This window comes from Haloferula sargassicola, from assembly GCF_040362925.1.
In the GTDB taxonomy this organism is placed as follows: Bacteria; Verrucomicrobiota; Verrucomicrobiia; order Verrucomicrobiales; family Akkermansiaceae; genus Haloferula; species Haloferula sargassicola.
This window is the reverse complement of the sequence record NZ_BAABRI010000041.1, coordinates 1-6,006: the sequence shown is the minus strand read 5'-3', so window position 1 is coordinate 6,006 and position 6,006 is coordinate 1. Positions and strand designations below refer to the sequence as shown.

At 55.3% G+C, this 6,006-nt stretch carries 5 protein-coding genes; 4 read left to right on the top strand and 1 reads right to left on the bottom strand.

What is annotated here, in order from left to right:
• Nucleotides 1–294: 294 nt before the first annotated feature.
• Complete coding sequence (locus ABXH26_RS20415) at nucleotides 295–1,254, bottom strand: PfkB family carbohydrate kinase (RefSeq protein WP_353568957.1); 960 nt, start codon at nucleotides 1,252–1,254, stop codon at nucleotides 295–297.
• A 329-nt stretch (nucleotides 1,255–1,583) separates the two neighbouring features.
• Here ABXH26_RS20415 and ABXH26_RS20410 point away from each other — a divergent pair, with 329 nt between their 5' ends.
• From ABXH26_RS20410 to ABXH26_RS20395, 4 genes are all read left to right on the top strand, one after another.
• Entirely contained in the window at nucleotides 1,584–2,660 is a 1,077-nt protein-coding gene (locus tag ABXH26_RS20410; protein ID WP_353568956.1) for a hypothetical protein, read from the top strand.
• Nucleotides 2,661–2,727: 67 nt separating this feature from the next.
• Nucleotides 2,728–3,312, top strand: a complete 585-nt coding sequence (locus tag ABXH26_RS20405; RefSeq protein ID WP_353568955.1) for a PEP-CTERM sorting domain-containing protein — start codon at nucleotides 2,728–2,730, stop codon at nucleotides 3,310–3,312.
• 95 nt (nucleotides 3,313–3,407) lie between these two features.
• Nucleotides 3,408–4,931 carry a sulfotransferase family protein gene (locus tag ABXH26_RS20400; protein WP_353568954.1) on the top strand — a complete coding sequence of 508 codons (1,524 nt, stop codon included), beginning with the start codon at nucleotides 3,408–3,410 and terminating at the stop codon, nucleotides 4,929–4,931.
• 86 nt (nucleotides 4,932–5,017) lie between these two features.
• Complete coding sequence (locus ABXH26_RS20395) at nucleotides 5,018–5,884, top strand: YifB family Mg chelatase-like AAA ATPase (protein WP_353568953.1); 867 nt, start codon at nucleotides 5,018–5,020, stop codon at nucleotides 5,882–5,884.
• Nucleotides 5,885–6,006 lie beyond the last annotated feature (122 nt).

Here is a 6,006-nt window from a genome sequence, read left to right as displayed (position 1 = left end):
GGCTACGAACTCCCCGAGCAAGCGGGCCTTGTCCTCATCGGTGTAACGTGTCCGTGACATCCGGCGATCCTGACACGTCAGCGGAGTCCGCCGAGATCGTCCCAACGGCGGTCGCTCGGGGGCTTACGAAAAGGCGTGCCGATCATAAAATCGGCACGCCTTACCCCCGCGGCTTGCTCCTTCCCGATAGGCAGCCCCGCAGCCCCCGAAAAGGAGCGCCGATGATGAAATCGGCATCGCCTCACCCCGCCGCTTGCTCCTTCCCGATAGGCAGCCCCGCAACCCTATTCGAAGTCACCAAGCACTCATCCGCCGGAACTTCTCCAGGCGCGCCTCCACGTCCGCAGCCGAGATTTCCTCCAACCGGCGCGTCGAAAATGCCTCGCAGGTGTAGGACGCCACCACCGACCCATGAGCCACGGCTCGACGGATGTTTTCGAACGAAAAGTCGCCGCCGGCGCGGGCGGCCAGGAAACCCGCCAATCCGCCCAGGAAACTGTCTCCCGCTCCGGTGGGGTCCGCGATCCCCCGCAACGGGAAGGCCGCACAGCGGAAAAAACTGTCCGGGCAGGGGAAATCGGACTCCTGACCCGCGTTGGAAAACAACATCGCGCCGAACTCACCAAGCTTGATCACCACGAACTTCGGGCCTTTTCCGAGAAGAATCCTGCCGGCCTCCACCAGATTCGCGGTTCCCGCAAAGTCCCGGGCCTCGCTTTCATTGATCACGAACAGGTCGAGCTCTTTCAGTACCTCGTGCAGGCGCTCGTTGGCGATGGAAATCCACAAATCCATCGTGTCGGCGATGACGAAGCGGTTCTTGTTCGTGCATTGAGCCAGCATCTGGAGCTGGTTGTCGGGGGACATGTTCGCCAACACCACCAGCTGGGAATCAGCGATTTCCGGAGGAATGCGAACCTGCCAGTCTTCGAGCACGTTCAGGCCCACGCGGTGGGTCACCCGCTCATTGAGGTTTTCCAGATACTCCCCGCTCCAGGTGAAGGATTCACCGTCGGAGCGCTCGACGCCATCGAGGCTTACCCCCCGGCCGGCCAGCATCTCGAGGTGGTGGGGTGGGAAATCCCGGCCAATGATCCCCACCAACCGCACATCTGTGCAAAAAAAGCTGCCAGCCAATGCGGCATAGGCCGCCGAGCCCCCGAGGAGGTCGGCGCCCTCGGCATCCGGCGTTTTCACATGGTCGATGGCGATCGTGCCGCCGATAAGAACGGAATTTGAGGCTGAATGATCCATGGCAACGGTGCCCGCCACGCGAGCGGGCGAAGCCTGAGCCCTACTCGTTCAAGGTCCAGCCTGAAAGCCAGCCTCCGCGACGCTGCCGAGGGGCCGCGTCCGTCCACTCCCGGTGCCTTTTCCAGCGAACTGGCAGAATCTGGAAAAAACACCGGGATTTTGCCCGCCGAATCTCAAAAACCTGCTTGCCGCCAACCGGTGGCAGATGCTTTGGTAGCCATGAAACCCAGCGTTGGGAGCACGATTGCGCGCAAAGTGGCCGAACTGTCACGGAGCCCTGCAATTTTTTCTCGACGCCTTCCCCATCAACCCCTAAATCCAAATTCGTCATGAAACCAATCACCTCATTCGCGCTTCTTTGCGCTTTTGCCGCTGTCTCGAACGGCGCTGTTACTGATCCTGTTGGGTACTTTACGGTTCCACTCCCGGGGACCGGCGGTGGCTCCGCTCAAAAGCTTCAGATCGCAAATCTTGGGCTTCTTCCGAGTTCTGGGGTGGAGGCATCAGGCGTTATTGAGAGCTTTGCCAGCGATGGTGGTGGCACTTTCCTCACTGACACGGAGGGCTCATGGTCTGCAGGCGATTACGTGAATGGAACTCAAGTCTCGCATTTGGTCGAGATCACGGCGGTCGCGGGTGGTGATGCCAACTTGGTTGGATCAATGACGTGGATTACAGCGTCTGACGCCAACAAGCTTTATCTTTCCGACGATATCTCTGCTGCTGGCGCGGGCGCTTCCTACCGAGTTGTCGCTGCCTTCACCGTGGAATCTTTGTTGGGTAATCCTCCGGTGGCTGCTACTTTCGCGGGTGCAGGCAACGTGACCGATGCGGACAATCTTCTAATTCTCGACCCGACTACCAATACCTACACCACCTTTTGGTATAAGAGCAGCGGTCTTGGTGGAACTGGCTGGCGTGCGTCTGGGATCGATAATAGTCTTGTCGCCAGCACCGCAATCCATCCGAACGACGGTTTGGTGTTTCTTCGCAAGCAATCAGCTGATGGCTCTCTGGTCATCGTTGGAGACGTGAAGACAACAGGTACGGATATCATGGTTCAAGGCGATGGTTCAGGTACGGTGTTAAATATTGTCTCGATTCCTATCCCGGTTGATCAGCTTACATTTGCTGCTTCAAACCTCTACACTGGTGACAATTCCACTGGACTGAAGGGTGCCGGCAATGTCACCGACGCAGATAACGTTCTCGTTTTTGATGCGACGACCAATACTTACACCACTTTCTGGTATAAGGATTCAGGCTTGGGTGGCACGGGTTGGCGTGCAAGCGGAGTTGCCGATCCGGCCAACTACGTGATTCCATCAGAGCGGGCTCTTCTAATTCAAAGAAAGAGTGGGGCATCGTTTACGTGGAGCGTTCCGGCTGTTGATATTGCCGAGTGATCGCCCGATCGTCCAGTATTCTAACATACCACTGAGATAATTATCAACCTCCCATCCTGATTAAGAAATGAAACTAAAAACGTCTATCATTGGGTTCCTTGTTGCCAGCGGTGGCTTCGCATCCGCGGCTACTCTCCTCACGCAGAACCTCGAAGTCCAGTTGCTTGACCCATCTGGTGCGACAGCTGTTCCTGCCACCGTCATGGTAGGCTTTATCGACACTACAACCGCTGATATTACTTCCTTCGATGGAATCAGCGCAGGGTTTACTAGCTTGGGCTCCTTCACAGCAACATATGCTGGGACTTACACGGGAGTATGGGCGGGCGAATCAATCGGATTCACCGATGCTGCTGGAGCGGCCGGTAAAAATGTTTTCTACTTCATTTCGACGGGAGACGCTTATGCGCTTTTTGAGGACACTTCTGTCCAGTTCTTAGCAGATGCGGCCATCCCAAATAGTAATGCTTCATCTGCCACCACCGCAAAGTTTGATAGTGGCGCATTTGTTACATATGCTGGAACCTACTCTTCGTCGGGCGGTGCAGATGTAGCGGGAAGTCTGACTCTTGCTCCCGTCCCTGAGCCGTCGATCGCAATTCTGGGCTCTCTTGGTGTGCTTGGAATGGCAGTGCGTCGGCGCCGCGCCTGATTTAAAAACCTGTATCACCTGTCCATACAGTAGGCAAGCTCGACAGAGTTTGCCTACTTTTCTTTTGGCATAGGAAGCCGCCGCGGATACCTCCAATGAGCGTCCATGACAATCAAAAGCTTACGAGATTTCTTCAGCAGATTGATGCTGCTTTTGTTGATAAGGATTTATCCCGTGTCGAAGAGCAGTTTCGAAAAATAGCTTCGGCGATAAAGCCGAGTCCTGAAATTTCTTTGACTCGAACTAAAGTTGCTCTCGTAAAAGGCGATTTCTCCAATGCAACGAGTATTATAGATGAAGCGCTAAGATCGATGCCAGGAACTATGCGTCGGAACTTTGCGACGCGGGCGGGTTCTCTGTTTGAAAAGTGTTATAGGAGGGAACTTGCTGAGCCTTACTATCGTTTGGCTTGGCGAGAGGGTGGGCTTGAAGAGGGATTATCGCTCGTCGGCTACCTTGCTGGAATTCGCAAAGGTGATGAGGCGGCGGCCATTGCCGAACTACTTCGAAGTCAGCACCCCGACGATCCACGGGTACTTCTCCTGTGGTGTAAGCTCCACCGGGATGATTCACAATGCTTGTTTCGACTAGAGAGCTTGATGCACTCAAATGTCAGGCATGTCCAAATTCTAGCTCACTATGAAATGGCTCGGCATAAAGAAAATTTGGGCGATTTTCGAGCGTCTTTGGCTCATTTAAGGGAAGCAAAGTCGAGGATGTCATTTGGAAAGGCATCCCTGCTTGAGCGTCGCCGATTCGTGAGGAAACGCTGGATGGATCTTGTAAACGAGGTGACGCCCTCAATGATCAATGCGTGGCGTGAAGAATCACTCGAATCTCTTCAGAATTGCAATCGACTTGCGTTTCTCATTGGACATCCAAGATCGGGCACAACTTTGATCGAGCAGATTCTCGACTCAAGCGACTGCTTGGACTCCGTTGAAGAATCTGAAATATTCACTTGGATGTCATTCATTCCCTCGGTTTCGCAGTTGGTCAAGAAGGGCTGGCTCTTGGATGGCCTTGTTGATGTTTCGGGGCCTTCGCTCACGAGAGCGAGACGAGCTTACACGAACACGATGGCGAAGTATCTAGGCGCGAAGAGTTCAAACATTCTTCTCGATAAGAACCCTTCATACAGCATTCTGCTGTTAGCTATTTATCGTTTTTTCCCGGAGGCCGCCTTTGTTGCGATGATTAGGGATCCACGGGATGTCGTTATCAGTTGTTATTTCCAGCCGTTCCATCCCGTCAACGAAGTAACTTCTACTTACCTCGATATCGGGGAGACGGTGAAGGAGTATTGTGAGGTAATGACATGTCTGCAAAAGGGGAAGGACCTGCTAGGCGAGGCCGTTTACGAGCTTAAGTATGAAGATCTGGTCAGTGATCCAAGCATCGAAACCCAGAAGCTTTTCGACTTCCTGAGGTTGGGGTGGTCGCCTTCGGTGCTCGATTTCCATACACGGACGAAAAGCAAAATTGTCAGGTCGCCGACTGCCGACGCAGTGACCGAACCGCTCCATGCGAGGGCCAAACAGCGATGGAAGAACTATATCCACATGCTTAGGGAAGAGTTCGAGCCCTTGGAACCATTCCTTGAAAAGTGGGGATATTGATGCAAGATGACCGTTGAGCGCTTCAGTAGATTTCGATGATTAGCAGGTTTTATTCAGCGGCTCTGAGAGGTGTCGATGCCATTGAGGTGGAGGTGGAGGTGAATGTCCGGAAGGCGGAGGAGCCTCGGATTGTGATTGTGGGGCTGCCGGATGCGGCGGTGCGGGAGTCGTCGCAGCGCGTGTCCTCCGCGATCTTGGTCTCGCCTCTGCGGCTGGCGGATGGGGTGAAGACGGTGAACCTGGCTCCTGCCGATTTGAAGAAGGAGGGACCTTCGTTCGACTTGCCGATTGCCTTGGCCATGGCGGCGGCTTCGGAGGAAGTGGAAATTGCCTGGGAGGAGCTCTGTGTGGTGGGGGAACTCGCCTTGGATGGCGCGGTCCGGCCGGTGAAAGGAGTGCTCTCCATCGCCATGGAAGCCCGCCAGCGCGGGCGGAAGAAAGTGTTCGTGCCGGAAGCGAATGCGCGGGAAGCCGCGGTGATCCAGGGAATTCAAGTGATTGGAATCAGCCATCTCTATCAAGCGTGGCAGTGCCTGATCGGGGAACTTGAGATCCCACCCACCCAGGTGGATCGAGAACAGCTCTTCGAGGAAACCTCGACCTACGAGATCGACTTCAGCGAGGTGAAGGGGCAGCACCACGTGAAGCGGGCCCTGGAGGTGGCGGTTGCCGGAGGCCACAACCTTTTGATGGTGGGGCCACCGGGCACGGGCAAATCCATGTTGGCGAAGCGATTGCCGACCATCATGCCGGCGATGACCGAAGAGGAGGCGATTGAGACGACGAAAATCCAGTCGATCGCCGGATTGCTCGATCCCAAGAAGGGATTTCTTTCAGCCCGCCCATTTCGAGCGCCGCATCACACGATTTCAGATGCCGGTCTGCTCGGTGGTGGAACCAACCCTGGACCAGGGGAGGTTTCGCTGGCCCACAACGGAGTGCTTTTTCTGTAAGCCCCCGAGCGACCGCCGTTGGGACGATCTCGGCGGACTCCGCTGACGTGTCAGGATCGCCGGATGTCACGGACACGTTACACCGATGAGGACAAGGCCCGCTTGCTCGGGGAGTTCGTAGC

Bases quoted from the DNA above. Each gene is read 5' to 3' on its own strand.
- ABXH26_RS20415 (WP_353568957.1), bottom strand. From the start codon at position 1,254: ATGGATCATTCAGCCTCAAATTCCGTTCTTATCGGCGGCACGATCGCC.
- ABXH26_RS20410 (WP_353568956.1), top strand. From the start codon at position 1,584: ATGAAACCAATCACCTCATTCGCGCTTCTTTGCGCTTTTGCCGCTGTC.
- ABXH26_RS20405 (WP_353568955.1), top strand. From the start codon at position 2,728: ATGAAACTAAAAACGTCTATCATTGGGTTCCTTGTTGCCAGCGGTGGC.
- ABXH26_RS20400 (WP_353568954.1), top strand. From the start codon at position 3,408: ATGAGCGTCCATGACAATCAAAAGCTTACGAGATTTCTTCAGCAGATT.